A 26,762-nucleotide genomic window follows, 5' to 3' on the forward strand; every position below is an offset into this window, starting at 1 on the left:
ATGAAACTTGACGGACTGAACGAACAGTCTTCTATGAACTCGGTGCTTTATCACGATAACAGTGCTCTGATGAACATAAAGAATAGTAACGAACAGGGAGCCGCTCTGGAGACAGTGGCGGGTCAGTTTGAAGCGATGTTTTTACAGTTGGTACTGCGGCAGATGCGCAGTAGTAGTGATGTATTGGCCGACGATGACAGCCCATTCTCCAGCCAGCAACAGGGTGTTTTTCGCGATATGTACGATGGCCAGCTGGCGATTGAAATGTCCAAGAAACAGCATTCTGGTATTTCAGAAATGTTGATTAAACAGCTCAGCCCTTCAATTTCAGAAGTGGCATTTTCAGCCAGTGAATCAACCTTGCCAGCGAATGACACTCTTAGTGAGGTGGAAGCAAGCTCACACGCTGAAGCTTCCGTTGCGCCTAATTCTGCACCTGCACTTCATTCGAGCCAGGAGTCGGTCGCCTCAGTTAGACAAATGTTGGGCGAAGCAGGTGTGACAACGGCTTTCGCCCAACCATTGATTCGAAAAATGGAGCTGTAAATGAATCTCGTCAATATTGCCCTTTCTGGGCTTAACGCGAATCGTGTGGCCCTAGACGTCACAGCGCAAAACGTCTCCAACATTAATACACCGGGATACAGCCGGCAACAAGCTTTGATGGCATCGGTTGGTGGAACGAAACACGACAAGTTACACCCTGGGCTAGGGGTCGAAGTGACCAGTATTCGCCGAGTCACCGATGAGTATCTGGTCAAGCAAACTTGGGCGACAAATAGTCTTTCCGCTTACGCGACTCGCTACAGCAGCACGATGAGTCAACTGGAAAATACGCTCGGCGCTGACGGGTTTAGCCTTTCAGCTGGTCTGGATACTCTATTTTCAGCCCTGAATGATGCAACGGTAAAACCAGAATCGGTGCCTTATCGTCAGCAAATCATTAATGAATCCGAAGCCCTTGCGCGACGTTTTAACACCCTCACTGAGTCGCTCTCGCACCAACATAAAGATGTTAACGACCAGCGTAATGCGGCCATTGCTCATGCTAACAGTTTGATGACTAATATTGCGGACGTGAACAAACAGATCGTTGAGATGCAAGGAACAGGGGGAAACCCAGCTCAACTAATGGACACCCGCGACACATTAATTGGAGAGTTGTCCCAAGTGGTGGAAGTGAAAACGACATCACAGGCTGATGGTAGTTTGCAGGTGACGCTTTCTTCTGGGCAACCACTGGTTATGGGTGGAGATGCCGCTGTGCTTAAAGCCGTTCCTGACCCAAGTGATCCATACCTTGCTGCTTTGCATGTTGAGTTTGGTACTCAGAGCTTTGCGGTGACGGATACGCCAGGCGGGCAGGTTGGCGCACTGACGGATTATCAGACGGAGGTGTTAAAGCCATACCGTACCGCGATTGACGATATGGCTCAGGCATTAGCCGATGAATTCAATTCTGTACTGGTTACTGGTCAAGATCTCAATGGTAATACGGGTAAGCCTTTGTTCAGTTACGACCCTGCTAACCCTGCTGCAAGCCTGACGATTACTGATTTGAAGCCAGAGGAACTTGCTTTGTCTGGTGACGGTAATCCTGGCAATGCGGATGTACTGGACAGCTTAATTGCTGTCAGTAACAAAGCCGTGTCAATTAGTGGTTTTGGCTCAGTAACATTGAACGATGTATTTGCTGCAATGGTAGGTGAAACAGCAATCAAAGCACGTCAGGCTGATGCGGATTATCAGGCTAAGTTGGCAATGAGTGAACAGGCCGTTGCCGCTCGTGACAACGTCAGTGCCGTAAACAGTGATGAGGAAGCGGCCAATTTAATGACGTTTGCCAACGTTCACAACGCCAATATGAAAGTGATCAGTACAGCGAATCAGCTGTTCGATTCAGTACTTCAGTTATTCTAAATATAGGAAAGACAGATGAGAATTAGTGATACTCAATTCAGTCAGATGATGCTGCAAAGTTTGCAAATTAATAACGCTGGGCTTGGGCAAGTGATGCAGCAAATGTCTACCAGTGAACGTCTGACCAAACTGTCCGACGACCCAATGGCGTCTGTTCAATTACTAAATTTAGAGCGTGAAGGCTCGGCGATCACTCAGTACAAGACTAATATATCCAATGTAAAGACGGCATTATCCAATCAGGAAGTGCAGCTCGACTCCGTGAATGAAAGTCTAAAGATGATGAATGAGCGTGTGCTATGGGGAGCGAACGGGACGTTAACAAGCAGTGAACGTATTGGCATCATCAGCGAATTGGAAAGTCTACGTTCTTCAGTTGTTTCCGCGTTCAATGCTCAGGATGAAGAAGGCCGTTACTTGTTCTCCGGAACTAAAACAGATACGGCGGCTTTGTCCAACGCGAGTGGTAGCTACGTAATCCAAGGCAACAGTGATAAGCGGGTTGTGACAGTAGCGAAAGGCGTGACGATGGAATCCAATATGACCGCACAGGAAATTCTAGATCTAGGTGGCAATAACGTTCTTAACGATCTTGATGCCTTGATTGCAGAGTTCCAATCACCCACTCCAGCTTTTCGAACTACGGTTGAATCGACGCTCAGCTCTATCGAAGCAACATCCAGCAACGTGTTAGCTGCGATGACTGAAATGGGTGGTCGTCACAACAACCTAGATTTGATGGATAGTGCTCACGGTGAAAATAAATTGTTTGTTGATAAGGTCAGCAGCGACCTCTCCGCGCTAGATTATGGTGAAGCTTCAGTTCGTTTGAGTAACTACATGGCCGCATTGCAAGCGACTCAAGCTAGCTACGTTAAGATTAATGATCTCAACTTATTCGACCGCATTTGATAAGCAGGAATTGAAATATGGTAATGAGCACAGTTGAGGTTCGCCCACACAATGTCAGATTGACTGGGCACGATAGAGCTTCTATTTCTCCTCCTCGTTCTTCAGAGTCTCATGGTGATACCGGGCAGCGTAAATTGGCGGCCCACAATCAAACACCAGCATCGTATTCGGTGTCTGGTGTTTTGCTTACTCAGGGGCAACAAAATGCCACTTCAGTTCAGATTGCGACACGCTCTTTACAAGCCATAGGCGGTGAGTTGGCCAAGATTAAGCAGGGCCTTACCCGAGCAATGAATCTTGGCGCGAGCAATGTGGCTGGTTTAAAAGAAGGCTTAACAGGAGCCAAAGCAAACATAGAGCGCATTCTAGACAACGCACGTTTTGACGGTAACAAGGTGATCGACAACGAGCTGACGCTCAAGCTCGACAAAGCGGATATGCGTCGTTTCTCAATTCCCGGGCTAAACATCCATCGTTTGAGTGATAAAGCGGAACAAATTCGCCTCGACTTCCCACAAGGAAACTCAGTGATGGTTGAGTTTGATGGCCTGTCAGAGGGCAAGCAAACCGTCAAGATGCTAGACCGAAGCCTGATTCCTCTTGGGCTCAGAGCCTCGTTGTCTGAGGATGGAACGATACTATTTGAATCCTCAGAGAAGGCTTATCAGCAGATGCAACAGAAGGTGATGGTCACGGGTCAGGGGCATCGTTTCCCTGCTGGGCAATCTAATGTGATGACGCTTAAAGCGGAACCAGAAGGTATTGCCGAGCTAAGCTTTGACTTGAGCTCACGCGACGGAATCAAACAGACCATCGCCAAGGTGAACCAGCACTTCCGTCAAGTACAGGTTGGGTTAGAGCAGGCGAGCGCAGTGGGTTCTGAATTGACGATGCAAATGCAAACGCTTCATAAGCAGTCTTCGGTGATTTCTGCTCACCAAGTCGAAGACAAACTTAAACTCTTCGATGAGAATTCAGGTCAGTTTTCCACAGCCTTTATGGCTCTCAATGCTCAGGCGAACGTAAAGCGTCATTCTGTGGTGGCGTTGATGAGAAGCTAAGACGGAAGCCCAGCTAAAACAATTGACCGATTTCTATTGCTCGTTTGGCTCTTCATTAATTGAAGAGCATTTTTTTGCCTAAAGGAAAGTCGCGTCAGACCAGAAAGAAGAAGTACAGGAAGCAGACGAAAGCCAGTAGCGTTGCTGATAACGTTGGGTAAATAATGTAAGAATCGCGCTTGTCAGTACGTTGAAAGCAGAGAAAAGTGAGTAGGACATTGTAGATAAGCAGTAGAGTGCTAATGGCCGTGCCTCCATTTAAAGTCAGGTTGTACAACTGGCTAAGGAATAGAGAAAGCAACACGTAGTCGATGACAATCAGCCACATAAAGGCTTTTTGTAATCCATCTTTTTTGGCGTGTCGGACCGTATATTGAGGCATGTGCTTTTACGCTTGAGTTAGTAGGCGCTGCAAGAGCGCCTGAGAGAGTTAAAGTTGTTGAAGCGCTGGCTTCGAAGGAGCTTGGGTGCCGGAAAAGTTAATCACTTCCTGGCGAATTACTGGCTGATTAAACTCTGCTTTCTGTTTTGCTTTTTGCAGTTCGCTGTCAGCTTGATTACCAAAGAAGGTTTCCAATACTTTGGCGGCTGGTGTGGTCAGTATAAACAGCTCGATACGTCGGTTCTCACTGGATTCCGGCTCATCTCCATTGAGTAAAGCGCGATCCGACATACCGGTTACTTGCAATACTCGCTCGTCGGGCATCCCACCTGAAACGAGAGTCTGTCTGGCGATATTCGCGCGTGATGCTGATAACTCCCAATTCGAACGGCGTTCAACATGACCTTTGAACCGGGTAGAATCCGTATGACCGCTAATGATCAGTGGGTTCTCTACCCGCTTAAAGACAGGCGCCAACGCAAGGAGAAGATCTTCAAAGAATGGTGTTAGTTCTGACCCGCCACGACTGAACATATGCTGCTTATAATCGTCTTGCAGAACAATCCGTAAACCCTGTGGTGTCACCGTGACATTGACATTCCCCTGAGCGCTGATTTGGCGAACCGCTTCTTTTATTACCTTCGCCAATGCTGCCAGTCGCTCTTGAGTGTCGAATGTGCCCGGGATCAGAGAATCGGTTTCCGGACCATCACCATCGCCTTGAAAGAATGAACTGACAATATGCGTCGAATCATGTCGGCTCGGTACGGAAGAGTCGGCAGCCAAGTCAATCGGAGAGATACTTTGTGAGGTATCAAACGGATTACCGTAACTCTTGTCAAAGACGCTTGCACTTTGAAGGTGAGCCACAATCGCCTTGCGCTCTTCTTTATCGACAATCTGCATCACCCATAAGACCAAAAATAGAGCCATTAGGGCGATCATGAAATCAGCGAAAGCGACTTTCCAAGCGCCTCCGTGGAAGTCATCATCAGCGACGGTCTTGGTTCGTTTGAAAACCACCTGTTCTTGTCTTTGCATTACGCCTCCTGCTCAGAGAGCCACTTCTCCATCTGATTGAATGTCGGTTTAATGTCTAACTGGATATGCTTACGGCCGGCATCGATGGCAAGTAACGTGGGTTTTTTCGCCACATAGGCCACCAGTGTTGCTCTAACACACTCGAATGCGGTCATGTTGCGCTTTACACGTTGCGCCATAGCATTGCTGAGCGGATCAAGGCAGCAGTAACAGCTAAAGATACCAACAAATGTTCCAACCAGAGCTGCAGCGACGTGGTAGCCCACTAGGGCGATTGAGCCATCAATAGCCTGCATCGTAATGATGATGCCACCCACAGCCGCCAAGATACCAAAGCCCGGCAGTGCTTCAGCCGTTCTCTGCATTGAGCGAGAAGGCAGCAGCATTTCGGTTTGAATGGCTTCGATTTCCTGTTCCAGTAAACCTTCTAACTCGTGAGGCGACATTTGACCCATGGCCATTAAACGCAAGTTGTCAGTAATGAAAGAAATCAGCCGATAATCTGAACCGACTTTCGGGTAGGCGAGAAAGATCGAACTCTGATCAGGGGCTTCAATATGAGAGTCGAGAAACTTAAAGCCTCGGCTACGTGCTGTTTCAAGCAGGTTATTAAGTAGAGCCATCAGCTCCATGTAGTACTCATACTCTTCGCGTGGGGCGGAAATGGTAGCACGGACTTGCTGACGCATTTCTTTTAGAACTTGTGGTGGGTTACCTATGATCAAAGAACCTGCAGCGGCACCAATGATGATCAGAAACTCAGCCGGTTGCCAGATAGCGCCAAGCTTACCGCCTGCCCACATATATCCGCCAAAGACACACAGTAAGACGGTGATGGCTCCAAAAAACTTTTGCATTTGTGACTCCTAGGAGGATAAGTAGTGGTTGAGTTGTTTGAGTGCTTGTTTGTGTAGCTGACAAATCCTTGGAGGCGTCAGATCAAGCACTAAAGCGATTTCGTGAAGGTTAAGTTCGTGTTGATAAAATAGCGTCAAAAGCAGTTGATCTCTTTTCGGCAATTTATCCAGAGCGACTTCGAGACTGCGACGAGTTTGCTCATGGGACATTCCGTCATAAACAGCGTCAGATTGTGCTTCGATACCGTTCTCAATCAATTGATCAAGACTCTGCATTTCTCCGGCCAGCGCCGCATTTTGTCGAGTAAGATAATCTTGTTCGTCTGTTCCCAATGCCTTGATGATTTCAGCATCGGTTGGTTGCCTGCCAAGAGAACGCATCAAATCGCGGGTTACATCATTAAGTTCATGAGCCTGCTGACGCGTTTTTCTTGACCGCCAATCCAGCCGTCGTAACTCGTCTAATATTGCTCCGCGGATCCGACAGACCGCGAAGGCAGGGAAGTTGGGGTCCTCAACGTTTCCGTATCGACGGCCCGCTTCCAGTAAACCAATAAGGCCAATTTGCTGCATGTCTTCGATACTGCAATGCGGTGTAGCATGGGCTCTGAGTTGATTGACGATACGGTTGACCAGCACTTGGTGCTGTTTGAGCAACTTGTTCTCATCAATAGGGATGGAAGGTGAACTGATTTCACCTTCGACGCCGTATTCTTCCTGAAAATTCATATCCAACATGGGCCGTGTTCCTTATTGCACGACGTATTTCGTCAGCAAGACATCATCGATGTCGCGAAGAATGTCGGTTTTTTCAAAGGCCAGCAGTACCGTTTGTTTGACCTGATTCTGCAGCAGGTTAACGGCGCCATCTTGATGAAGGTCTTCGTAGGTTTTGTCACTGAAAAGCTTAAGTAACGAATTCCGTACAACCGGCATGTAGTCATCGATATTCTGAATTCGTTCTGGACGGCGAGTTTCAATCGCGACTTCCAACATAACAAAGTGAGTCTGACGCTTACCTTTGACACTCAGAACAATTTTATCCAGTGAGTGGAAGCTAGGTGTCTGAGCTGGTTGACGTTCTTCGATGAGAAAAGCGAGAGGAGAATCTGAGAAAAATGATTCTGACTGAGGACTGTCTCCCGACTGCTTTATGAGCCAAATTCCGCCGATGACGGTTGCTGCTGAAACCAGAGCACTGGTGAGAATCATCGCTGCAAAGAGCGCGATCATTTGTTGTTTTGTCATAACCCTATTCCTAATTATGCGTGTGTGCTGAGCCAATGCTCTGATGGATCATTGGTATTGTCTGAATTGGCAAACTCGCGACTGTCGAATATATGTGTTTGATGTTCACCTTGATGAGGTGACGGGTCGCGCTCGCTTTCTCCTGAGCCTACGTTGACGTCGACATGGACAAAGTTCTGGTCTTGCAACTCAGCACGTAGCCTGTCAGAAACCTGAAGCAAGGCTTCCCTAGTTGCGGCCGCATTGGCGTTGATTTGCACGTTGAGGCGATCGCCATCAACACGAACCAGCAAGTCCAGTTTCCCAAGCTCTGGCGGGTCAAGACGGATTTTGGCTTCTTGCATACTTTGTTGTGCTTGAAGCGAGACTCTATCATGCAGCACCTGCATCATTTGCTCGCCCCACTTAGCCGCACTCGTATCGACCTTAACTGCTGCCCACTCTGCCGTTTGTACAGATGTTGTTGTAGGTTGTTGATGTGAGACTTGAAGTTGTGTTTGTGTTGAGGCTAACGTTTGCAGAGCACTCTGTACTGATGGGCTTTGGTTGATAGGCGTGTCGATACTCAAAGGCCCGCCTGCTTGCTTGATCAATTGACTGCTGATTGTTTGTGACGTCATTTTGTCTGACGAATTTGTTGCTGAAACGGGGGCGGCATTGAACGCTTGAGAACCGTCCACTGCTCGTTTTTGTTTCAGTTGCAGCGATGCCAAAGTATCCATGGTCGCAGAGTGTTCTTTTAGTAGATGAGGGCTTTCAATCTGTAGCGTAGTCGCATGATCTGAGCTATTTTCCTGCCCTAGCATTTCCTCGCTATCATCCGTGAAGGTTACGACAGTTTGTTCAGCATTTGGCTGACTGCCAGTAAGCGTCGATGCTGGTTGCCCCATGAGAGTAAAGCCAGTGTTTTGTTCGGCAGGCTGACCGAATCCACGGGCTTTTTGGATCGTACCATCAGCGGATAACTGCTCTGGTCTTTGACCTGTCATGGTGTGCAGTGAAGGTGTATTCATTGCTAGTACTCCATGGTCATGGCAAGTTGGTAAGCTTTTGCTCGCTCATGTTGAGCGTCGACAACATTAATCTCGGCTTCCAGCTCGTTGATGGCTTTATCCAGTGCGTCAAAAGCCTGTTTGTGTACCGATTTAACTTCAGTAATGACAGGCGCGAGTCGGGGATCTTTGAGATAGGGCTGATGGCTTTCTAGCAGCTCTCTTAATTGAAGATCGTAGCGTTTTAGCCCTTGCCAATCTTGGGTTTTTGTTGCGATCTGAATCAGTTTGGCGAGATGGCGAAACCGTTCAGGGGACACTTTATGCTTGCTGACCAAAACTCATCCACCCTTCTCGTATATTGTTCATGACGTGTTCCACGCTCGTGAGTTTGTCTAGGTTGTTTTGTACGCTTGCTTGATAAAGCTCGACCTGACAGAAGTCGTAGAGTTGGTGGAGGTTTTCAGCGATTTCGCCGCCGTTTTCTGCATCAAGTGCGCTGTCTAAACCAACCAAAATGTTCATACATTTGTTGATGCCAGCCCCTTTCTCTGCAAGGCGGCCCGCGGCCATGTGACCGCGGACTCGTTCGATTTCGTTGAGTAACCCATCGATCAACATCACCACCAGTTGATGTGGGTTTGCCGAGGCTGCCTGAGCATCAAGATCGACCTGTTGATAAGAGTTGTAGCCTGAATCCATTAACATAAAATCGTCTCCTGGTGGCCGTTAACCAAACATCGACATGGTTTGGTTCATTTGGCGCATAATGGTGTTCATTTGAGTAAATTGCTTGAGGTAGCGGTCGTAAGCCATATCGTATTTACGGTCCAGCACGACCTGCTTGTCGCTGATGCGATCAATGTTCTGCTTTAGTGCGTCTTTACGAGATTTAAATAGGCCGGAGGAGAATTGCAGGTAAGGCTCAATGATGGTGTCGATGCTATCCAATAGATTGCCGTCTCCATTAAACATCGCTTCAAGACCTGCACTATTATCGATTTGAGCCTGTTCAAATTTTTCAGAATCGATCTTCATTTTGCCGTTACGATCAATCTCAATACCGACTTGACTTAGGCGCAGACCACCGAAATCACCGCGTACAACAGACTTCACCTGGCTTTCAATCGCTCGTAGGGTAGGGTCACTGGCTAGAACAGCCCGAGTGTTGTTTTCCGTATCTACCTTGGTGTATTCGTCAACGGTCGACATCAGCTTGTTATAGGCGTCAACGAACTGAGTAACTTGCTCTTTAGTGGCGTCGTTGTCACCGCTGACACTGAGCGTTAACGGCGATTCGCCAGTTTCCTGGGCCTTGCTGACAGTGATGTCGAGGCCATCGATAGCATCACTAAAGGTATTGCTGCTGCCTTCGAGTTTAAGGCCTGAATCTTTGGCACCTAACCAGATAATGGCGTCTTTTGCTTCGCTAATCTGATTTAGGTTTGTGAAGGCATCTTCAAACCAACTTTGGCCGGTTCCAGTTGCTGAGACTTCAATCTTGTTAGCGACCCCCGTTTCTTCACTGGAGAGCATAAAGTGGGTTTGTCCACCGGAGCGAACTAAGGTAGCGTTAACGCCCGGATTGTCGGAGTCATTGTTGATCGCTGAAGTTAAGTCGGCCATAGTTGCTTTGCCGTCTCCATCACTGTCTAGAGTGGAGAGATCCAGCGTCATTGTCTCGCCGTTGATTTTAAATTCGAGCGTGCCCGTCAGCGGTATTTCAGTTGTCGGCTCCAGGTTTGCAGGCATACCCGTTGAGACTTGATGTGCTGTTGCGATCTGCTCAACAAAGATCTGGTAACTGCCTGTCAGTGCTTTGGAGTCTGCACTGGCAGTGAAGAACCCCTCACTCGACACGGTTGCGCTATTTTTGATGATCCCTGATGTGCTGTTGTTCATGTCATTCACAGCGGTACGGAATTCACGCAATGCAGATTCGACTTTGCCAAGTGCATCCAGTTGAGATTGGTACTGGGAGGCCTGATTGGTGTAGCGCTGTCTAAATGACTGGACGTCGAAGGTGGCGAGTTGCTGTGCCATCGTAGCTGGATCGATTGAACTCATCAGAGTACTCCCTTGTCTTTTGTGTATGACCGTTGTGGTTCATATCGCTATCATCATTCTGATTTGATTAGAAAAATAGCAAGATGAGTGCCATTCACTTAGCTTTTAAATATCAATAAGTTATGTTTTTTTTCTTGGTTTTGCGGAAGTGTGACTTCCCATGGCTGAGTTCCGCTGTTTCCTTGAATGAAGATCAGCTTTGCTCAATGTTTTAAGGCGACCAAATGGCAGGGGTTGTTAAATGAAAAAAGCGTTTGATGAGAGACTTTAAAACCAAAAAAAGCCTCCGCAAGGGAGGCTAAAATCACTGGAGTAAAATAAATAGAAGAGTGTCTATCGCTGATTAGCGAAGTAGAGACATTGCCATGCTTGGCATTTGGTTCGTTTGAGCAAGAACCGTAGTGCCTGCTTGCATTAGCATTTGGTTCTTCGTCATGTTTGAAGATTCAACCGCGAAATCAGCATCTGTGATTCGGCCTTTCGCAGCCGCCGTGTTTTCAGACACGTTTGCTAGGTTATTGATGGTGTGCTCGAGACGGTTAATGTTTGCACCTAGTGATGAACGAACAGTGTTGATTTTATCAAATAAGCCATCAACAACAGCGATTTGAGCGTTAGAGTTAGCATTAGTATCAAGGTCACCTGTTGTAGTGAAGTCTACGTCGCCTAGTGCAGTAGACACGTCAACAGTGAGCTTCTCTGCACCTGATGCGCCGATTTGAAAATCTACTGCTGCAGCTAGTTTACCGCCAGTCAGTAGCTTTTGACCTGCACCGTATGTGGTTTCACCCATAATACGTACCGCTTCTTTCTCAAGCTCTTGATATTCTGAGTTTAGCGCTGAAAGCTCAGTGGTACCGTTTGTGCCGTTCGCACCTTGAGTAGCAAGGTCTTTCATGCGGTAAGCAATGTTAGTTAGCTCTTCTAGTGCGCCGTCTGCTGTTTGCAGCATTGAGATTGCATCTTGAGAGTTACGCATCGCAACTGACATGCCACGAGTTTGCGCTTCTAATTTGTTAGCGATAGTCAGACCTGCGGCATCATCCGCTGCAGAGTTGATACGCATACCAGTACTTAGGCGCTCCATAGCGGTTGTCAGTAGATCGTTTGTGCTGCTTAGTGTGTTCTGTGTAACGAGTGATGCGTAGTTAGTGTGCATTGATAAAGCCATTATGGTCTCCTTCGGTTTTCACAATACTCAGATTTTGGCTTCAGGGTTTCCCTGGTCACTAACAGGAGGCGGACGATAAATATCGAAGATTAATTAAAAAGTGTAAATAACGGGAATATTTAGGGATTTGGTGCTGATTTAGTGAAGCTGATTCCACTAATTGGCTCTTTTCGGTGCCAATTAGTGGATTTACTAGATGTCGTATTCGCTGGTAAACGTTTTAAAAGAGAGCGGGGTTGGGATGTCACTGAAGTAGCCAAAATAGTAACTGGCGCCGAGCAATTTATATTGGTTCAATTCTTTTTGACTTGCGACCCGGCTGGCGACCCACTTCAATTTGTGTTTTTTCAAAAAACGTACGATGGGCAACAAGGCCATTCGATCTTGTTTTTCTTCCAGTGACACTGAGAGTTTCAGCATCGCAGGTTCATAGCAAGCCAGTTGTTCAAGTAAAGGGTAGGGCGGAGTGACTTCAAACCACAGTGCGTAAGCGTATTCTTCCACACACTCGATCAGGCTTTCTACCGACGAGTCAAACCCTAAAGGATGGCTGAGTTGCAGTGAAGGAATAACATGCGTGAATGCTTTCTTATGGCAGAGGATAACTTGCTCTAAAAAATATTCACCCGGTGGCCAGATGAGTGCCTCGACTTGAAGAGGTACCACAACATTGCTGATCAAATCTGGATGAAACGTTTCTAGCTGAAAGTGAGTTTGGCGTAGTGCTAGGTACAGGCTGAACAAGTCAAGACAGTATTTTACCTGTTGAGAGAGGTTGAATTGATACACACTTTGTTCGCCATCACCGCCAAACCTAAGGGTCAGGTGTTGAAATTCTACTTCACCAGAGTCCGCTGCGCGGATCGCTTGACATGCATGTCGGATGTCATTGTGAATCAGCGCTTGATGGATGAGTTGATCGTCTTCGGTTTCAAGGTGTTCTTCCATGAGTTTGGCGATGTAGCTATACATCGCCTGATGTGAGTTGAGGTTATCCAAGGTTACCTACCACGTTGATTTGTTTTGTTTCTGGTATTTCGTTATATGACAATACCGCCAATCCCTGAGAAAACGTACGAGCATAGCGGGCAATCAGCGGTCTAAGCTGCGGCATAACCAGAAGTATCGGTGCCAAGCCTTGTTGTTTTAGCTGTTGTTTTATCAAAGGTAAATTTTGTTGGAATTGAGCCAGAATATTGGGCTCAACAGGGAAACTGTCTAGATTGACACTGCCACTTGCTTGCGCCTGCTGAAGAGAGGTTATCAGCATTTGTTCCAGTTCATCGGAGAGTGCATACACCTTCAGTTCCACCTTCTGCCCAGCGATCAAGCTCACTAGGGTTCGGCGCAACGCACAACGCACGTCAGCCGCGAGAAGTATCGGATCTTTGGTGTTTTCAGACGACTCAAGCATGGTGTTGGCAATGGTACGGATATCTTGTAGAGGTACCTGATCCAGTAGCAGTTGACGATACACTTTCAGCTGCTGTGCTGGGTTCAGTGCTGCGCCGAGCGCTTCCGCTAATTTCGGCGCTTGCTGGGTTAGCCTCTGCATCATGGCATCGACATCGTCGTGATTAAACAGTTCTGAAAGGTGGGTTTTGATCACTTTGCTGATATGGGTTGCGATGACAGTCGCATCATCTACCACCTGATAACCCATATTTAACGCTTTGGCTTTATCTGTATGCTCAATCCAGACCGCTGGCAACTGGTAGGCGGGATCACTGCCGAGGATACCATCGACTTCGCCATACGTTTCGCCAACCGCAATCGCCATCAATCGCTCTGGCTCAATAAAGCCTTGCTCTATCGTTTCGCCATTGAGTGAAATGGTGTACTGGTTGGGTTTTAGGCTCAGATTGTCACGAATACGCACTTCCGGTAGCAAGAAGCCGACTTGCTCAGACAGGTTACGCCTTACACCACGAATGCGTTGGGTGAGTGGCGCGCCTTGTTCTTTATTGACCAGGTGAACCAGTCGGTAACCAAGAGCCAGCGACAGCGTGTGCACATGTGGAATGTCTTCCCAACTGAGTGGGGTTTCTTCCTGCTGCATGGCTTGAGTGAGTACTTCGACGTCTTCAATTTGAGAATCATGAGCCGGGTTCTTGCGCTGCCTCCAAGCTGCAAATCCGAGCACCGCGGCAAAAGTAAAGAAGGCGAGGTGAGGCATGCCAGGCACCATGCCGATAATTAACATCACCGCAGCTACCGTAAACAGGGTCGCGGGTGAAGCCAATAACTGCTTTTGCATAGTTTCTGACATATCATTATCGCTGTCGTTGATACGAGTAACGATAATGGCCGCTGCGGTTGCCAAAAGTAGTGATGGTATTTGGGCGACTAAGCCGTCACCAATAGTGAGTAATGCGTAAGTTTTAAACGCTTCAGAAGTGGTGAGTCCGTGTTCAAACACACCGATGCTGATACCGCCAGTGATGTTAATAAACAGGATTAGTAATCCGGCGATAGCATCCCCTCTAACAAACTTTGACGCACCGTCCATAGAACCGTGGAAATCGGCTTCATTAGCCACTTCACGCCTACGCTGACGGGCGGCTTCCTGATCGATCAAACCTGCATTGAGGTCGGCATCGATTGCCATTTGCTTGCCAGGTAAAGCGTCAAGTGTGAAACGCGCTGATACTTCTGAAATACGTTCACCACCTTTGGTGATTACTACGAAGTTGATGATCATCAGGATGACGAAAATCACCATACCGACCACATAGTTGCCACCAATGACTACTTCACCAAAGGCCTGAATGACTTTACCTGCAGCATCGCCTCCGTTGTGACCTTCGAGCAGGACGACTCGAGTTGAGGCAACGTTGAGCGTCAGGCGTAATAGGGTTGCCACTAGCAAAATGGTGGGGAAAATGGAAAAGTCGAGGGGGCGCTTAGCGGTTGTACTGACCAACAGTACCAAAATAGCGAGTACGATATTAAAAGTGAACAAGGCATCCAGTAGCAGGGGTGGCAGCGGCAGGATGACCATTGCCAGCACCATAAGTAAGACTAGCGGAATACCGACAAAGCCTTTTGTAGAATCTTGTATCTGTTTTAACCGATTGAGCATAGGTGGGTGTCCTTGGGTAAATACGGATGATCAGTGTTGCAAATGCTTTGGAATAGCAAAATGGGGCAAAGGCATCGGCTTATCGCCATTGCCGGTACGGAATGCTTTGAGTTGCATGACATACGTCAGAATATGCGCCACCGCGATGTAGAGCTGGCTTGGTACAGCCTGTTCGATCGCCGTGGTGTAGTAAATAGAACGGGTCAGCGGTGGCGAGTTGATGATTTCAACCTGATTTTCACGGGCGATACGTTGAATATGCATCGCTGTTTCATCCACGCCTTTGGCGACCACAAATGGAGCGTCTGATAACGCAGGGTCATATTTCATCGCGACGGCGAAGTGGGTCGGGTTGGTGATGACCACATCGGCAGTCGGTACCATTTTATCGATTTTACGCCGAGCAAATTGTTGCTGAATCTGACGAATACGCTGTTTGACCTCAGGTCGTCCCTCATTATTTTTGTACTCTTCTTTGAGCTCCTGCTTGGTCATTTTGAGCTCTTTCATGTGCTCCCAACGTTGATAGGGGATGTCAATAACGCCGAACAGCAGTAAGGCAAACCCCATCATTAGCAGGCCATCGAACAGGATTTGCATTACGGAAATGACACCTTGCTCCAGCGACAGTCTCTGCATACCGAGTAAGGGTTGCAGGTGATTATCAAGATAGCCATATAGCACGCCAAAAATGACCAGCACTTTGAGGGTTGATTTGAGGAGTTCAACCAGAGAGCGGGTTGAGAATATCCGTTTGATACCGCTGAGTGGATTAAGCTTACTCAGTTTAGGAAAAGCGTTCGCTAAACGAAACATCCAGCCACCCAGTACCATAGTGCTAGTAAGCGTTACCGCAATAATCACGATAAACATAGGTAGAAGCAGCGTAATGATCATGCCGAGGCTATGTCCGAGCTGCTCCACCATTTGCTTCGGGTTCGCTAAGTCTTGCTTCGTCAATGTCATGTTAAAACGAAAAATACCTGCAATACTGTCCCAAATCACTGGGAGCTGACTGGAGAAGTACACGGTGACCGCGAGAAAAATTGCGGCGGTCGTGAATTCTTTCGCTCTGGGTATCTGACCTTCCTGACGCGCTTTCTTGAGCTTCTGCGGTGAAGCTTTTTCTGTTTTGTCCTGAGAAGATTGCTCGCTCATCCGCCCCCCGCCATGAATTGGTTGAGAAAACGTAGTGTGTCGTTGACCAGTACCGTATATCGGCTCGGTACACCTGACACCGAAATGAGCACGCTGAACAGGCCAAGCAGCATGGTCATTGGAAAGCCTAACGCATAGACATTGAGTGAAGGGGCAGCACGGTTCATCACGCCAAAACTGATGTTCGCCAATAGCATAGAGACAATTGCCGGGAGGGCGAGTGCCAGTGCAGAAGCGAACATCCAGCCAAATAAATTAACGATACCTTGCAAAGAAGCTGAAGTCAGACCGGAGCCAACTGGCCAAACAACAAAACTTTGGATAAGGACATCAAGCACCACCAAATGACCTTCGAGAGATAAAAATAATAAGGTGCAGAAAATCAGAAAAATACGACCAAGAATTGCTACGGACATGCCGTTGACAGGGTCGTTCATCATTGCCATGCCTAAGCCCATCTGCATGGAGACAATCTGGCCCAGCGTCGTAAAAATGGTAAACAGCATATGCAAAATCAGGCCAAAGAACAGTCCCCAAATGGCTTGTTCAAAAGCGAGAAACAGCGAAGTCATCGAGAAAAACTCGACCGCTGGCATTGGCGGCATCAAAGGAGCGGAGATCATCACAATCGAGAGTGCTAGTAAGCTACGCACCCAGACGGGTATCAATGAATCACCAAAGAAAGGCATGGAGATAAATACCGCACCAATGCGGAAAAAAGGCCACCATAACTGCCCAAGGAGGCGAGAGATTTCTGCGAAGGTAATCTCCATCAGCCAATCATTCCTGGAATATTGTGGAACAGGTAGTCGAACAGCTCCATGATTTTACGTAGCATCCAGTGCCCAGCAAAAATTACCATGAGTAACGTGACCAGAAGCCTTGGCAGAAAGCTCAATGTTTGCTCGTTGATTTGTGTGGCGGCCTGGAAAATTGCAATGCCAAGGCCGACAATCAGGCCAGGCACAACCAGTACTGCGACCATAGTGATGATCAGCCATACTGCATTGGAAAACAGGGTGACGGTCATTTCTGGTGTCATGCGAACTCCTGTCTACCCAAAACTGGCGGATAATGTGCCGACCGTCATGGCCCAGCCATCGACTAGAACAAACACCACCAGTTTGAATGGAAGTGAGATGATCAGCGGTGATAGCATCATCATACCCATTGCCATCAGGACACTGGCGACGACAAGGTCAATGATTAGAAACGGAATAAACAGCATGAAGCCGATTTGAAAAGCGGTTTTGAGCTCACTGATGACAAAAGCGGGCAGTACCACTGCAAACGAAATGTCCTCCAACGCGGTATCGAGCGGCTCATTAGCAATGCGCAACATTTGTTCCAAGGATGTTTGCTGAGTTTGTGCCAACATGAAGTTTCGTACGGGCTTTTCTGCGACTGAAAACGCCTGCATTAAGGTAATTTCCCCTTTGTCGTATGGCTGGAAAGCATTTTGGTAAATATCTGTCCAGACAGGGCGCATGATCAGTAGGGAAAGCGCGAGTGCAATACCCACCAATACTCGGTTCGGTGGGCTTTGTTGGAGCCCTAAAGCCTGACGAAGGATTGCAAGAACCACAATAATGCGAGTAAAGCTGGTGGCCATCAGAATAAAAGCTGGGAGAAAACTCAGGGCTGTCATCAATAACAGAATCTGCAGTTTTACACTGTATTCTTGCTGAGTAGCTCCGTCACTGACAGACAAAATGGTTAAGCCTGACTCATTCGCAACAGAAGGGAAAGCGAAGAGCAGGCTAACCAAGCCGATTAGGATCCCCCATCCTTGCAAGGAAGGTGACTTAGTCATGTTTCAGTGAACCCTTATTCAACTGCAGAGGTCAGAGCCGAATCGACAATATCAATCAATCTCAGGCCATATTTTTCGTTCACAACCACCACTTCAGCATGGCCCATCAACGATCCGTTGACTTTAACATCGAGGGGCTCGCCATTGAGTTTATCAAGCTCAATAACACTGCCTTCGCCAGCTTTCATTAGATCGCCCAAAGCAATATCTTTACTGGCGACTTCCAGAGTGACGGTAACCGGAATATTTTTGAAAAAGCTCAGATCACGTTCTGGTGTTGGTACCGCGGTATCGAGAATATCGGTGTGTGAATCTTCCAGTTGAAAATCATCAAAGTTCAGCTCTTCGCCATTAAATGTGGCAGTTTCTGTTGTCTCGCTCATTAAAAAGAGTCCTTATCGTGATTAAGAATTAAAACTAGTTGCCCATCATTCTCTGCAACTCGACCAGAAAACAGCTGTTCTTGACCAATGCTCACGGGAGCGGAAGACAATAACTCGATGGGTAATATATCGTTAGGTTGCAGTGAAATGACTTCACTGAGCGGCATGGTTTTTTTACTAAGTAAGACATTGAGTTTGACAGGCGTTGCTGCCAGAGATTGGCAGAATGGCTCGTACATGGACTCTTTGGGTTGCAAATCCAATTGTTCGGTTAAGGTGGCGACAAGCTGTTCATCTAGCTTAAGGTGGATGGTACCTTGGTGATTGTTGAGGTTGACGTCAATGGTGGCGTGAAGGCCTGTCCCTTGTGCTGGCTCAAATTCACAGTCAGACCACATTTCTTCGGGCGCCAACCAGTTAATAATCAGTCTGCCAATTTTTTCCTGAAGTCGTAAATCACTGTTATTGAGTGAACTATGGCTTCTTTCCATCCTTGCGTTGTAAAAGCTATCAGCTAATTTAATCAGTATCTGACTATCGGTATAGATAAATACTCGCCCACCCTCGTCATGCTTAAAAGTACTGATAAAAGACTTATCCATTTCATTTGGTGCAAAAGTATGCAGTGAAACTTGGTTTATATTGACGTCTGCGTGGTGTGTTTTTAACCAGTTTTGCAGCTCATAAGTCAGGCCGTTACACGAGGTGGATATTAAGTCATCCAATCTTTCTCGAATTACGTGAATAGGTTTCCCTAAAGATTCTATGCTTAGAGTCTGATAGTCTGGAATAGATATCTTGCTGCTACTTTCCATTTATATTTTACCATGTCTTGACAAAGCGATTTTTAAATTTTCTAACTCAATTGGCGCAAGTCTACATAGAAAAATTTGTTATAAATAACCCCGTTTTATAAAATTTGTGACTTTACTCCATATGTTGATTTTAAGTCGTAATATATATCTTCTCATAAAAAATAAAACAGGTTAGTTTTCGATGTATACAAATGATGAATGATGATTTCTAGTTGTTATCAGTTTGTTGTTCTGTTTTATCTTTTTGGTTTTTAATGATTTTATTGATTTGTTACATGTTAATTACATTGTGCCAGCACCTGAGGGTGGTGGTTGAAATATAGACAATTATAAATTCACGAATTCAATGATATATCTTATTTAATTCTAATTAGATGATTCTTCTTTTTATTTAATGGCACTCATATAACATCATGAATACTAAAGCTCAGAAAATATATTTATTAGCTTTACTCTTTCATTGTTCTTCTTTTGCTGACACTGAAGTAGAAGTTCCTATGGATGAAGTAGATTGGGTTTATAAAGGGAGTAGCTTAGCGTGTAATTTGGAGTATGAAGACTCTTCCTATGGGAAGTTTTATTTCCGCTCTGAAGAAGTGGGAAACATATATTTCCATGCACAAGTAGAGAAGAATAATAAAAACTGGAATAGTGGGAAGTTATATAGTTATCCAGCGCCATGGAGTAATGAAAATGAACTTCTACTCATCAGTCAGAATACGACTATTAATAATCAGTATTCTACTTTTAAGCATAATATGGCTGAATTGTTGAATAACATGGAAACTGGACATTGGATAAAGTTTGCTTTTAGCGGAAGAAACGCTTCCGATTATAGAGCCTATATTCTCCCGACGATTCGAATTCAGACTGCTCTCACCCAATTTCGTCGCTGCCAATCCTCCTTACCAAGTATGTCCTATGCTCAAGCACGAAATATCACTCTCTCATTTGAGCTTGGCCAACGCCAACTAACCACCCAACAAACGAATACGCTTGATGCACTAAACACCTATCTTCGAGCCGATAACAATATCAGTAAAATTCTCATTGATGGTTATACCGACAACATTGGTTCCAAGGTGGCTAATTTAACCATCTCAAAGCAACGAGCCGAGTTGGTGGCTAAGGCACTTAAAAAATACGGTATAGAGGACGCAAGAATAGAAGTACGGTCTCATGGTTCTCGGTACCCCATCGCCAGTAATACAACACCAGAAGGGCAAGCGAAGAATCGTCGGGTGACGTTAAGACTGGTACGCAATGATGAAGCAGTAATACCCACAAAAATTAGAAAAATTAACGAAATGGAAAAGGCTTAAAAATGACAGAGACAAATATCTTGTTAGTTGAGCCAAAGGATGAATTTGCTCAGCCAGTCATTAGAGTGTTAGAGGATTCAGGTTATCGAGTGACTCACGCTCGGACGGGGCGAAGTGCGCTGCTTGAAGGCGCGATGCCCATTACTTTGGTGAGTTCAAACCTGCCTGACATGTGTGTCAGAGAATTCGTCAGTTGTCATCAAAAGACATCGAGTAATGGAGTGGCTATAGCAATTGTTGAACAAGAGCAGGGAATCTTAGCCGCTGAAACCATGAAGGCTGGCGCGACGGATTATCTGCTTCGTCCTTTTGAAAATAGTCAGTTAGTCAACCTTTTACGCCGCGTTGAAGTGATTGGTAAACCAATGGCCAACATTGTTGCCGAGTCATGGCGGAGCAAACAGGTACTTCAGCTCGCTCACCGTGCAGCGTGTACGAATGCCAGTGTCTTGGTGACGGGAGAATCCGGCACCGGTAAAGAAGTGTTGGCGCGTTACGTCCACGAACATTCTTCACGCTCAAGTGGTCCTTTCATCGCTGTAAACTGTGCCGCTATCCCCGAATCTATGCTTGAAGCTGTGTTGTTTGGTCATGTCAAAGGGGCTTTCACTGGGGCGACTCATTCTCAAAGCGGCAAGTTCGAAGAAGCGAATAATGGAACCATACTGCTGGATGAAATCGGTGAGATGACGCCTGCGGTTCAGGCCAAGCTTCTGCGTGTACTTCAAGAGCGCGAAGTAGAGCGAGTAGGTAGTCATAAGCCGATTCAACTTGATATTCGAGTGATTGCGGCGACAAACAAAGATCTGCGCGAAGAAGTGAAAAATGGCACGTTCCGCGAAGATCTTTACTACCGATTGGATGTATTACCCCTGCATTGGCCTCCTCTACGAGAGCGCAGTGAAGACATCTTACCTATCAGTCAGTTTTTTATTAACAAATATCAGGATGGCAGCCAATGTCATCTCTCCCAAGATGCCATGATGGCTCTTAGCCAGTATCACTGGCCTGGCAATATCCGAGAGCTGGAAAATGTTATCCAGCGTGCTTTGGTTATGCGACACGGTGACTACATTACCGCGCATGATCTGATGCTACCAGTTGAGCTCATCAGCCCAGTTGAAACAGCCACGCCTTCACAGAGCATGGGGCATGTTGAGGCTAAAAAACAGGCTGAATACCAGTACATTCTTGAACAACTCCGCCAGTATGGCGGCAATCGAACCAAGACGGCAAACGCACTTGGTGTCACAACGCGCGCTTTGCGCTACAAACTAGCGGCAATGCGCGAACAAGGTATTGATCTACAGTCGGCTCTAGGCTCGGCTGCTTAAGGAGGATAAGTTATGGCAAGTCAACCAATAAACAGTGCAATGACCGCAGAACAGCTAATGCTATCCAAAATGGATGCAATGCGTACTCAGATTCAACCCGAGTTCGCGGTTTCTGCCAATCCACTTGATGTGCAGCAGGTGAATCAGCCTCTCTCATTTTCCACCGCAATGACCAATGTGCTTGATACGGTTAATCAACACCAGTCGGCAGCCAGTCAAAAAATGACCGCAGTAGAGACAGGGAAAAGTGATGATTTAGTCGGAGCTATGATCGCTAGCCAGAAAGCCAGCCTGTCGTTCAATGCATTGATGCAGGTACGTAACAAGGTCGTGACCTCGTTTGAAGATATTATGAAGATGCCGGTGTAATCCATGTCAGACTTAACAACACAAGTTGCAGGTGGTGGAACATTTAGCACTGCCAGTACGCAAACTTCCTCGACTCGGGGAATGGAAGATTTTACTCATAAATTAAAACAGTTGTGGTCAAACAGTCAGAGAAATCTGGTTCTGTCTGCTGTGCTAGCTGCCATTGTAGCGGCCATCATTGTGGTGGCCCTTTGGAGTTCAACGCAGAGCTACCGTCCGTTGTACAGTCAACAAGAAAGATTTGATACTGGTGAAATTGTCTCTGTTCTTGAATCCGAAGGTATCAATTACCGACTTCAAGAGCAAAATGGCCAAGTATTAGTGCCCGAAGGTGAAGTGGCTAAGATCAGAATGTTGTTGGCGGCAAAGGGTGTGAAAGCCAAGCTACCAACAGGTTTGGACTCACTCAAAGAAGACAGCTCGCTTGGCACCAGTCAGTTTATGGAAACTGCGCGCTATCGCCATGGTTTGGAAGGTGAATTGGTACGTACCATCATGTCTCTCAATGCAGTTTCCAATGCTCGTGTTCACCTAGCCATACCGAGACAAACGCTCTTTGTGAGACAAAACAGCGAAGCGCCTTCAGCATCAGTCATGCTTGAACTTAAACCGGGTGAAGATTTGAAGCCGGAGCAGGTCGAAGCGATCATTAATCTGGTTGTTGGCAGTGTGACAGGAATGAAGCCTGAGCTAGTCTCTGTGATTGATCAATATGGTCGCTTGCTCAGTGCCGATGTTGCCTCTGCGGAAGCCGGTAAGGTCAATGCCAAATATCTTGAATATCAGAAGAACGTTGAGAAACAAATTATTCAGCGCGCGTCCGACATGCTAACTCCGATTGTCGGGCCGAGTAACTTTCGCGTGCAAGTGGCGGCGGATCTGGACTTCAGCCAGGTGGAAGAAACTCAAGAAATCCTGGATAACACGCCGATCGTCCGGAATGAGCACACCATCTCTAACAATTCGGTTGATCAGATTGCGTTAGGTGTGCCGGGAACATTGAGTAATCAGCCCCCTGTAACCGGTGAAGTCCCGACCCAAGATAGCCAAAACACCAATGCTCGCTCTGAAGTCAATCGTCAGTATGCAGTGGGAAGTAGCGTGCGACGCACACACTATCAGCAGGGCCAGATTGAAAAGCTGAGTGTTTCTGTCTTGCTCAATGAGGCCGCGGCGCCGAATGGTACCGCTTGGACTGCGGACGAAAAAGCTCAGATTTCCACTATGGTCACAGATGCCGTGGGTATTGCCGCTGAGCGTGGCGACAGTCTCAGCTTAATGAGTTTTAGCTTTACACCACTCGCGATTGAGGCGCCACCGACCATTCCTTGGTGGCAAGACCCAACGATTCAGCAGCCAATGCGCTATGTGATTGGTGGCATGTTAGGTATGGCGATGATTTTCTTCGTGCTGCGTCCACTTATCATGCATTTGACCGGTGCGGACCTACGTTCTCAAGAGCTGGAATTTGCCGATCCACAAGAAGAGCCTATCTTCGACAATCTGCAAACACGTGAAGAGCGTGAACGTGAAGAGGCCCTGAATCGCAAGCTATCAGAAAAAGGTATTGCCGCTTCCTCTGGCTTAGATGTGGGTAATGATATGTTACCGCCAGCGGGTTCCCCACTAGAGATTCAGTTGAAACATCTACAGTTAATTGCCAACGAAGAACCTGAACGAGTCGCCGAAGTATTAAAACAATGGGTAAATGTGAATGAACACAGCAGAGTTAAAGCAAAAAGCAACGCTTAGTCATGTAGAACAAACCGCTCTGGTTCTTCTCGGCATGGGGGAAGATGCCGCAGCCAAAGTGCTGCGACACTTCACCCGAGACGAAACCCAGCGTGTGACCAAAGCAATGGCGAAATTGAGTGGGATAAAAAGTGATAGTGCCAACGGCGTTATCCAGCATTTCTTTGAAGATTTTCGTCAACATAGCGGTATTCGTGGTGCATCGAAAGAATACCTGTCGAATACACTGCGTAAAGCGTTGGGCAATGACTTAGCCAAGGGGCTTCTTAATAACCTATATGGTGATGAGGTCCGCAATAATATGCAGCGTTTGCAGTGGGTGGAAGCTGAGGTCTTAGCAAGATTTATCTCCCATGAGCACCCACAGATGCAGGCGATTTTTCTGGCTTATCTTCCCCCAGAAAGCTCATCCGCTGTGCTTAAGTATCTGCCGGAAGACCATCATGATGAACTTCTGTATCGGATTGCTCAGCTTCAGGATATCGACCATCAGGTTGCAAGCGATCTGAACGACCTGATTGAACGTTGCATTGAGCAGGTATCGGTTAGTCAGAGTGCACCGTTATCTGGGGTCAAGCAAGTGGCGGATATTATCAATCGCTTTGAAGGTGACCGTGGTTCACTGATGGAAATGCTCAAGTTGCACGATGAAGAAGTGGTGAGTGAAATTGAGCTGAACATGTTCGACTTTATGGTATTAGGTCGTCAGAGCGAAGAAACCATGGACCGATTGGTTCAGCAAGTCCCACTTGAGCTTTGGGGCTTGGCCCTGAAAGGGGCAGAGATTCTTCTGCAGCAATCCATTAAGAGCGCAATGCCGCAGCGCATGGTGAAAGCGCTCGAAGATGACATGGAAATTCGTGGCGCGGTGCCACTCAGTCGAGTAGAGCGAGCTAGGCAAGAAATCATGCAGATCGTACGTGAACTGGATGAGGCGGGCGAAATCGAACTCTTGCTTTATGATGAACCGACAGTGGAGTAAGGCATGTCAGTAGTGAAATCAAGTTTACTGCAAGTCCCAGCATCAGGTTATCGTATTCACCGTTTTCCGCCACTGGCGCAGCCAATGGCAAGCGATGATGAATTTGCCATCGATGATTCTTGGCAGGAATCCCAGATAGACCTTCAACAAAAGCTTGAAGAAGGCTTCCAGACTGGTCTCGAACAGGGGCATGAAGAAGGTCTTCGTCAAGGATTAAGCCAAGGGAAGCAGCAAGGCCTTTTGGAAGGCCAGAAAGAAGGGTTCCAGAAAGGCTTCGTATCTGGTGAACAGTCAGGCAAACAGGCATTTCTTGAAGCAGCCAAACCGGTGAATGAGCTTTATCAAACCCTGTCACGTTGGCAGTCTGAGCGTGAGCAACAACAACGTCACATTATTTGCGAGCTGGTACAGAAAGTCGCACAACAGGTAATTCGAGCAGAGCTGACTTTGATGCCACAGCAAATTCTGGCACTTGTTGATGAAACACTTGAAGCAATGCCCGGAAAAACAGAGAAGGTGACGGTTCATCTTAACCCACAGGATCTCGAACGCATCACTCAAATCAATGCGGAATTGCCGAAAGAATGGAAGCTGGTCGCCAATCCAGAACTGCCGACTGGCGGGTGTCATTTGGTGACCGATGATGCAGAGGCGGACGCCAGCTGTGACTCGCGCTTACAAGCGTGCATGGATAACGTTAAAGAGCATCTGCTTGAAGAAGTGACACCAGCAGCAGAAGGTGATAATGAGTAATACGCTTGCTTTTGAACTCCTCTCTGAACGAACCAGTGAAGCGATAGCTTCACTGGATTCCATTCCTGTGGCGAGGGTCACGGGACGACTAGTGAAAGTAACCGGACTCATGCTTCAAGCGGTGGGGTGCCGTTTTAAGCTTGAGCAACGTTGCCTGGTTGAAACTGCAGAAGGTGACATGATTGAAGCGCAGGTCGTGGGTTTTGATCATACCATCGCTTATCTGATGCCCATTCGCCGTCTCGGTGGTTTGTTCGCGGGAGCGAAAGTGGTACCGCTGGATGGGGACAGTACGGTTCAACTCAGCGACAACTGGATGGGACGAGTCGTCAATGGGCTAGGTGAAACCCTTGATGACGGCCCGACATTACAAGGTGGTGATCGGGTATCTCTTGAACCTAAGCCGATCAATCCACTTAAGCGCAGGCCTGTTGATTCACCGCTCAATGTTGGGGTACGAGCGATTAATGGCTTGCTTACGGTGGGTAAAGGCCAGCGTATTGGGTTAATGGCTGGTAGTGGCGTGGGAAAAAGTGTTTTGATGGGAATGATCACTCAAAATACAGAAGCCGATGTCATTGTGGTGGGCCTTATTGGTGAGCGGGGCCGTGAAGTGCGCGAATTCATTGAATCGAACCTCACCCCCGAAGCGCGTGAGAAAGCCGTTATTATCGCAGCACCGGCAGATGAATCACCTTTAATGCGTCTTAGAGCCACACTGTTATGCCATCGAGTGGCTGAGTATTTTCGTGATAAAGGTAAAGATGTTTTATTAATGATGGATTCTTTAACCCGTTACGCGATGGCTCAGCGGGAAATTGCGCTTTCTCTGGGGGAGCCGCCTGCCACACGTGGTTATCCACCATCGGTGTTTAATGTCTTGCCACAGTTACTTGAGCGTGCCGGGAACAGTGAAAACCAAAACGGTAGTCTGACTGCCATCTATACCATTCTTGCCGCAGGTGATGATCAGCAAGATCCGGTGGTCGACTCGGCTCGCGCCATTCTTGATGGTCATGTTGTTTTATCTCGTAAATTGGCAGAGCAAGGGCACTACCCAGCGATTGATATTAATGCATCAATCAGCCGTTGTATGACGGCTTGCGCGCAGCCTGCACATTTGACTGTAGCTAATGAATTTCGCAGGGCCTACTCGAACTACCTTCAGGTTAAAGATTTATTGCCACTTGGAGGTTACCAACCAGGACAAGATCCTGAACTGGATCGCTCAGTGGCTTTGTATCCACAATTGACCGAGTACCTTCAGCAAGCGGCAGACTGTTCTGTGGATTTTCCTCAAAGCCTGACAGAGCTGGCACAGCTGTTTCAATCAAACTAGGAATTAACG

General features: G+C 47.1%; 29 protein-coding genes. 11 read left to right on the top strand and 18 right to left on the bottom strand.

Features of this window, described 5'->3' with window-relative positions:
* Genes L1D31_RS16320 through L1D31_RS16335 form a run of 4 tightly spaced genes read left to right on the top strand, consistent with a single transcriptional unit; the run spans position 1 to position 3,893 of the window.
* Positions 1-546: a rod-binding protein gene (locus L1D31_RS16320; RefSeq protein WP_239838132.1), complete on the top strand. Its 546-nt coding sequence runs from the start codon at positions 1-3 to the stop codon at positions 544-546.
* Entirely contained in the window at positions 547-1,920 is a 1,374-nt protein-coding gene (flgK, locus tag L1D31_RS16325) for a flagellar hook-associated protein FlgK (protein WP_239838133.1), read from the top strand.
* A 15-nt stretch (positions 1,921-1,935) separates the two neighbouring features.
* Positions 1,936-2,832, top strand: coding sequence for a flagellar hook-associated protein FlgL (flgL, locus tag L1D31_RS16330; protein WP_239838134.1), 897 nt, complete (start codon positions 1,936-1,938; stop codon positions 2,830-2,832).
* 17 nt (positions 2,833-2,849) lie between these two features.
* Entirely contained in the window at positions 2,850-3,893 is a 1,044-nt protein-coding gene (locus L1D31_RS16335) for a flagellin (RefSeq protein ID WP_239838135.1), read from the top strand.
* Between the two features lie 94 nt (positions 3,894-3,987).
* On the opposite strand, the gene L1D31_RS16340 is transcribed toward L1D31_RS16335, so the two are convergent.
* From L1D31_RS16340 to L1D31_RS16425, 18 genes are all read right to left on the bottom strand, one after another.
* Entirely contained in the window at positions 3,988-4,275 is a 288-nt protein-coding gene (locus L1D31_RS16340; RefSeq protein WP_239838136.1) for a hypothetical protein, read from the bottom strand.
* 48 nt (positions 4,276-4,323) lie between these two features.
* Complete coding sequence (locus tag L1D31_RS16345; RefSeq protein WP_239838137.1) at positions 4,324-5,316, bottom strand: flagellar motor protein MotB; 993 nt, start codon at positions 5,314-5,316, stop codon at positions 4,324-4,326.
* Positions 5,316-6,173: a flagellar motor stator protein MotA gene (motA, locus tag L1D31_RS16350; protein WP_239838138.1), complete on the bottom strand. Its 858-nt coding sequence runs from the start codon at positions 6,171-6,173 to the stop codon at positions 5,316-5,318. Before motA ends, L1D31_RS16345 begins: the two co-directional genes overlap by 1 nt.
* Before the next feature lie 9 nt (positions 6,174-6,182).
* Positions 6,183-6,911 carry a FliA/WhiG family RNA polymerase sigma factor gene (locus tag L1D31_RS16355; RefSeq protein ID WP_239838139.1) on the bottom strand — a complete coding sequence of 243 codons (729 nt, stop codon included), beginning with the start codon at positions 6,909-6,911 and terminating at the stop codon, positions 6,183-6,185.
* A gap of 12 nt (positions 6,912-6,923) precedes the next feature.
* Positions 6,924-7,421, bottom strand: a complete 498-nt coding sequence (locus tag L1D31_RS16360) for a flagellar basal body-associated FliL family protein (protein WP_239838140.1) — start codon at positions 7,419-7,421, stop codon at positions 6,924-6,926.
* Positions 7,422-7,435: 14 nt separating this feature from the next.
* Positions 7,436-8,434, bottom strand: a complete 999-nt coding sequence (locus L1D31_RS16365) for a flagellar hook-length control protein FliK (RefSeq protein ID WP_239838141.1) — start codon at positions 8,432-8,434, stop codon at positions 7,436-7,438.
* Positions 8,435-8,436: 2 nt separating this feature from the next.
* Entirely contained in the window at positions 8,437-8,751 is a 315-nt protein-coding gene (locus tag L1D31_RS16370) for a LafD (protein ID WP_239838142.1), read from the bottom strand.
* Positions 8,735-9,121: a flagellar export chaperone FliS gene (gene fliS, locus L1D31_RS16375; RefSeq protein ID WP_239838143.1), complete on the bottom strand. Its 387-nt coding sequence runs from the start codon at positions 9,119-9,121 to the stop codon at positions 8,735-8,737. Before fliS ends, L1D31_RS16370 begins: the two co-directional genes overlap by 17 nt.
* 21 nt (positions 9,122-9,142) lie before the next feature.
* The gene (gene fliD / locus L1D31_RS16380) at positions 9,143-10,480 is read right to left on the bottom strand and encodes a flagellar filament capping protein FliD (RefSeq protein ID WP_239838144.1); all 1,338 of its coding nucleotides are present in this window, start codon (positions 10,478-10,480) and stop codon (positions 9,143-9,145) included.
* Positions 10,481-10,823: 343 nt separating this feature from the next.
* The gene (lafA, locus tag L1D31_RS16385; RefSeq protein ID WP_239838145.1) at positions 10,824-11,651 is read right to left on the bottom strand and encodes a lateral flagellin LafA; all 828 of its coding nucleotides are present in this window, start codon (positions 11,649-11,651) and stop codon (positions 10,824-10,826) included.
* A 192-nt stretch (positions 11,652-11,843) separates the two neighbouring features.
* The gene (locus tag L1D31_RS16390; RefSeq protein WP_239838146.1) at positions 11,844-12,650 is read right to left on the bottom strand and encodes a diguanylate phosphodiesterase; all 807 of its coding nucleotides are present in this window, start codon (positions 12,648-12,650) and stop codon (positions 11,844-11,846) included.
* Entirely contained in the window at positions 12,643-14,733 is a 2,091-nt protein-coding gene (gene flhA / locus L1D31_RS16395; protein WP_239838147.1) for a flagellar biosynthesis protein FlhA, read from the bottom strand. Before flhA ends, L1D31_RS16390 begins: the two co-directional genes overlap by 8 nt.
* A 30-nt stretch (positions 14,734-14,763) precedes the next feature.
* Entirely contained in the window at positions 14,764-15,891 is a 1,128-nt protein-coding gene (flhB, locus tag L1D31_RS16400; RefSeq protein WP_239838148.1) for a flagellar biosynthesis protein FlhB, read from the bottom strand.
* Positions 15,888-16,664, bottom strand: a complete 777-nt coding sequence (gene fliR, locus L1D31_RS16405; protein WP_239838149.1) for a flagellar biosynthetic protein FliR — start codon at positions 16,662-16,664, stop codon at positions 15,888-15,890. The genes flhB and fliR overlap by 4 nt, the downstream gene beginning before the upstream one ends.
* On the bottom strand, positions 16,664-16,933 hold the full coding sequence (fliQ, locus tag L1D31_RS16410) for a flagellar biosynthesis protein FliQ (protein ID WP_006963035.1): 270 nt from the start codon (positions 16,931-16,933) through the stop codon (positions 16,664-16,666). Before fliQ ends, fliR begins: the two co-directional genes overlap by 1 nt.
* A 12-nt stretch (positions 16,934-16,945) precedes the next feature.
* The gene (gene fliP / locus L1D31_RS16415; RefSeq protein WP_239838150.1) at positions 16,946-17,704 is read right to left on the bottom strand and encodes a flagellar type III secretion system pore protein FliP; all 759 of its coding nucleotides are present in this window, start codon (positions 17,702-17,704) and stop codon (positions 16,946-16,948) included.
* A 14-nt stretch (positions 17,705-17,718) separates the two neighbouring features.
* Entirely contained in the window at positions 17,719-18,087 is a 369-nt protein-coding gene (fliN, locus tag L1D31_RS16420; RefSeq protein WP_239838151.1) for a flagellar motor switch protein FliN, read from the bottom strand.
* Positions 18,087-18,902: a FliM/FliN family flagellar motor C-terminal domain-containing protein gene (locus L1D31_RS16425; protein WP_239838152.1), complete on the bottom strand. Its 816-nt coding sequence runs from the start codon at positions 18,900-18,902 to the stop codon at positions 18,087-18,089. Before L1D31_RS16425 ends, fliN begins: the two co-directional genes overlap by 1 nt.
* A 413-nt stretch (positions 18,903-19,315) precedes the next feature.
* Between L1D31_RS16425 and L1D31_RS16430 the strand changes: the two genes are divergently transcribed.
* Genes L1D31_RS16430 through L1D31_RS16460 form a run of 7 tightly spaced genes read left to right on the top strand, consistent with a single transcriptional unit; the run spans position 19,316 to position 26,753 of the window.
* The gene (locus L1D31_RS16430; protein ID WP_239838153.1) at positions 19,316-20,224 is read left to right on the top strand and encodes an OmpA family protein; all 909 of its coding nucleotides are present in this window, start codon (positions 19,316-19,318) and stop codon (positions 20,222-20,224) included.
* 2 nt (positions 20,225-20,226) lie between these two features.
* The gene (locus tag L1D31_RS16435) at positions 20,227-21,558 is read left to right on the top strand and encodes a sigma-54 dependent transcriptional regulator (RefSeq protein WP_239838154.1); all 1,332 of its coding nucleotides are present in this window, start codon (positions 20,227-20,229) and stop codon (positions 21,556-21,558) included.
* A gap of 12 nt (positions 21,559-21,570) precedes the next feature.
* Positions 21,571-21,927: a flagellar hook-basal body complex protein FliE gene (gene fliE, locus L1D31_RS16440; RefSeq protein WP_239838155.1), complete on the top strand. Its 357-nt coding sequence runs from the start codon at positions 21,571-21,573 to the stop codon at positions 21,925-21,927.
* 3 nt (positions 21,928-21,930) lie between these two features.
* On the top strand, positions 21,931-23,679 hold the full coding sequence (gene fliF / locus L1D31_RS16445) for a flagellar basal-body MS-ring/collar protein FliF (RefSeq protein ID WP_239838156.1): 1,749 nt from the start codon (positions 21,931-21,933) through the stop codon (positions 23,677-23,679).
* The gene (locus L1D31_RS16450) at positions 23,642-24,661 is read left to right on the top strand and encodes a flagellar motor switch protein FliG (RefSeq protein ID WP_239838157.1); all 1,020 of its coding nucleotides are present in this window, start codon (positions 23,642-23,644) and stop codon (positions 24,659-24,661) included. Before fliF ends, L1D31_RS16450 begins: the two co-directional genes overlap by 38 nt.
* Before the next feature lie 3 nt (positions 24,662-24,664).
* Positions 24,665-25,414 carry a flagellar assembly protein FliH gene (gene fliH / locus L1D31_RS16455; RefSeq protein WP_239838158.1) on the top strand — a complete coding sequence of 250 codons (750 nt, stop codon included), beginning with the start codon at positions 24,665-24,667 and terminating at the stop codon, positions 25,412-25,414.
* A complete protein-coding gene (locus L1D31_RS16460; RefSeq protein WP_239838159.1) occupies positions 25,407-26,753 on the top strand; it encodes a FliI/YscN family ATPase in 1,347 nt (448 codons plus the stop codon). The genes fliH and L1D31_RS16460 overlap by 8 nt, the downstream gene beginning before the upstream one ends.
* Positions 26,754-26,762 lie beyond the last annotated feature (9 nt).

The sequence above is a fragment of the Vibrio sp. Isolate23 genome (assembly GCF_022398095.1).
Classification (GTDB): Bacteria; Pseudomonadota; Gammaproteobacteria; order Enterobacterales; family Vibrionaceae; genus Vibrio; species Vibrio coralliilyticus_A.

Bases quoted from the DNA above. Each gene is read 5' to 3' on its own strand.
- L1D31_RS16320 (WP_239838132.1), top strand. From the start codon at position 1: ATGAAACTTGACGGACTGAACGAACAGTCTTCTATGAACTCGGTGCTT.
- flgK (WP_239838133.1), top strand. From the start codon at position 547: ATGAATCTCGTCAATATTGCCCTTTCTGGGCTTAACGCGAATCGTGTG.
- flgL (WP_239838134.1), top strand. From the start codon at position 1,936: ATGAGAATTAGTGATACTCAATTCAGTCAGATGATGCTGCAAAGTTTG.
- L1D31_RS16335 (WP_239838135.1), top strand. From the start codon at position 2,850: ATGGTAATGAGCACAGTTGAGGTTCGCCCACACAATGTCAGATTGACT.
- L1D31_RS16340 (WP_239838136.1), bottom strand. From the start codon at position 4,275: ATGCCTCAATATACGGTCCGACACGCCAAAAAAGATGGATTACAAAAA.
- L1D31_RS16345 (WP_239838137.1), bottom strand. From the start codon at position 5,316: ATGCAAAGACAAGAACAGGTGGTTTTCAAACGAACCAAGACCGTCGCT.
- motA (WP_239838138.1), bottom strand. From the start codon at position 6,173: ATGCAAAAGTTTTTTGGAGCCATCACCGTCTTACTGTGTGTCTTTGGC.
- L1D31_RS16355 (WP_239838139.1), bottom strand. From the start codon at position 6,911: ATGTTGGATATGAATTTTCAGGAAGAATACGGCGTCGAAGGTGAAATC.
- L1D31_RS16360 (WP_239838140.1), bottom strand. From the start codon at position 7,421: ATGACAAAACAACAAATGATCGCGCTCTTTGCAGCGATGATTCTCACC.
- L1D31_RS16365 (WP_239838141.1), bottom strand. From the start codon at position 8,434: ATGAATACACCTTCACTGCACACCATGACAGGTCAAAGACCAGAGCAG.
- fliS (WP_239838143.1), bottom strand. From the start codon at position 9,121: ATGTTAATGGATTCAGGCTACAACTCTTATCAACAGGTCGATCTTGAT.
- fliD (WP_239838144.1), bottom strand. From the start codon at position 10,480: ATGAGTTCAATCGATCCAGCTACGATGGCACAGCAACTCGCCACCTTC.
- lafA (WP_239838145.1), bottom strand. From the start codon at position 11,651: ATGGCTTTATCAATGCACACTAACTACGCATCACTCGTTACACAGAAC.
- flhA (WP_239838147.1), bottom strand. From the start codon at position 14,733: ATGCTCAATCGGTTAAAACAGATACAAGATTCTACAAAAGGCTTTGTC.
- flhB (WP_239838148.1), bottom strand. From the start codon at position 15,891: ATGAGCGAGCAATCTTCTCAGGACAAAACAGAAAAAGCTTCACCGCAG.
- fliR (WP_239838149.1), bottom strand. From the start codon at position 16,664: ATGGAGATTACCTTCGCAGAAATCTCTCGCCTCCTTGGGCAGTTATGG.
- fliQ (WP_006963035.1), bottom strand. From the start codon at position 16,933: ATGACACCAGAAATGACCGTCACCCTGTTTTCCAATGCAGTATGGCTG.
- fliP (WP_239838150.1), bottom strand. From the start codon at position 17,704: ATGACTAAGTCACCTTCCTTGCAAGGATGGGGGATCCTAATCGGCTTG.
- fliN (WP_239838151.1), bottom strand. From the start codon at position 18,087: ATGAGCGAGACAACAGAAACTGCCACATTTAATGGCGAAGAGCTGAAC.
- L1D31_RS16425 (WP_239838152.1), bottom strand. From the start codon at position 18,902: ATGGAAAGTAGCAGCAAGATATCTATTCCAGACTATCAGACTCTAAGC.
- L1D31_RS16430 (WP_239838153.1), top strand. From the start codon at position 19,316: ATGAATACTAAAGCTCAGAAAATATATTTATTAGCTTTACTCTTTCAT.
- L1D31_RS16435 (WP_239838154.1), top strand. From the start codon at position 20,227: ATGACAGAGACAAATATCTTGTTAGTTGAGCCAAAGGATGAATTTGCT.
- fliE (WP_239838155.1), top strand. From the start codon at position 21,571: ATGGCAAGTCAACCAATAAACAGTGCAATGACCGCAGAACAGCTAATG.
- fliF (WP_239838156.1), top strand. From the start codon at position 21,931: ATGTCAGACTTAACAACACAAGTTGCAGGTGGTGGAACATTTAGCACT.
- L1D31_RS16450 (WP_239838157.1), top strand. From the start codon at position 23,642: ATGAACACAGCAGAGTTAAAGCAAAAAGCAACGCTTAGTCATGTAGAA.
- fliH (WP_239838158.1), top strand. From the start codon at position 24,665: ATGTCAGTAGTGAAATCAAGTTTACTGCAAGTCCCAGCATCAGGTTAT.
- L1D31_RS16460 (WP_239838159.1), top strand. From the start codon at position 25,407: ATGAGTAATACGCTTGCTTTTGAACTCCTCTCTGAACGAACCAGTGAA.